2 protein-coding genes are annotated in these 1,417 nt (G+C 49.2%); both read left to right on the top strand.

The annotated features are described in order from the left end of the window. The coding region (locus AN476_RS23200; RefSeq protein ID WP_172684883.1) for a hypothetical protein at positions 1-583 on the top strand (583 nt) is incomplete at its 5' end. Further along, positions 583-1,329 carry an IS21-like element helper ATPase IstB gene (gene istB, locus AN476_RS22200; RefSeq protein WP_054463930.1) on the top strand — a complete coding sequence of 249 codons (747 nt, stop codon included), beginning with the start codon at positions 583-585 and terminating at the stop codon, positions 1,327-1,329. The genes AN476_RS23200 and istB, both read left to right, overlap by 1 nt. Positions 1,330-1,417 lie beyond the last annotated feature (88 nt).

The following is a 1,417-nucleotide window of genomic DNA, read 5'->3' as shown; positions in this document are numbered from 1 at the left end:
AAGCCGCTACGAATATGGAGAGTGGAGGACAGATATCTCTGTTCCCGCACACTACCATATTTCAGTGGAAGGGACTGAATATAGCGTTCCGAACAGGCTGGTGGGGACGAAAGTAAACTTCAAGAAAACCACCAACGCGATTGAAGTATACAGCAATGGAAAGCCAGTAGCCCTACATGAACGCGTTTTCGATGATCGGCCTCGGGTGACTGACGTGACGCATATGCCCCCCAACCATGTCTCGATGGTCTCTTACAAGCGTTCGAGCGTTTTGGAAGAAGCTCGCAGACTCGGCCCAATTGTGTCGGAATTCGTGAAGAAGCATATCGACACTCACAATAACGTGAAGGCCTCGGGTGACATGACGAAAAACATTGCCAAAAAGATGCATCAACACGGCCGCGAACTAGTGGAGCAAGCGATAACTCACGCAGAAAAACGGGGCCAGATCAGTGCGGAGGCCGTCTACCGCATTTTGGAGCGGGGGATTCCTGCTATTGCCCAAACTGCGCTAGCCAAGCCCGCATCACCTTCTGGCAACATTCGGGGCCCGCATTATTACAGTGACGGGGAGGCAAATTGATGCAAATTCACACCGTCATTGAGCTTGCTCGAGAATTGCGCCTATCGGGCCTTGCTGATGCTCTAGAGCTGGAAGTCAAACACCCCGACCAAGATGACCTGCCATTCACTGAAAGATTAGGTCATTTGTTCTTGGCAGAAAAAGAAAAACGCCACGATGCTATGCTGGCACGCTTGTTCAAAGACGCCAAGTTAAAACTGGACGCTGCCCCAGAAGAACTAAATCTAACTAAGGCACGAGGCTTCGAACCATCCCATATGCGCGAATTGTTGAAATGTAGCTGGGTAAAACACGGCTGGAATGTCCTCATTTCTGGCGAAACGGGGACCGGTAAGACTTGGCTCGGCTGCTGTATCGCAACAGCCGCTGTAAGGCAGGCCGTCAAATCAAAATACTATCGGGTGGATGACTTGTTGTATGAAATGGCCCTAATGCGGGCAGACGGTGAATTGCTCAAGTTCAAGGCAAAACTCGCAAAGTACAACCTTCTCATTCTTGATGACTTCGGCGTTACGCCAATGGCTCAACAGGGAAAGTCAGATCTCTTAGAAATCATGGATGACCGCGTAGGCTCCAAGTCCACCATCTTCATTGGTCAAAGGCCGTATAACGATTGGCATTCGTTCATTGACGATCCAATCATTGCCGATGCGGTGATGGACCGACTGTCCAGCAATCGCTACCACATCAAGTTAACTGGTCAATCGAGACGAAAGAAGGAGGCGTCACTCGACGATTTGCGATAAGTATCGCAAATAGTTTTCGGCGTTGATTCAAAAGAAAGTCAACGCCGAACCTTTTTTGCAATGAGGTTTGCATATTCTTAAAATATGC

This window comes from Phaeobacter sp. 11ANDIMAR09 (assembly GCF_001294455.1).
GTDB lineage: Bacteria > Pseudomonadota > Alphaproteobacteria > Rhodobacterales > Rhodobacteraceae > Pseudophaeobacter.
Note: the sequence above shows the minus strand (reverse complement) of the source record. Positions and strands in the feature narration are given on the sequence as shown.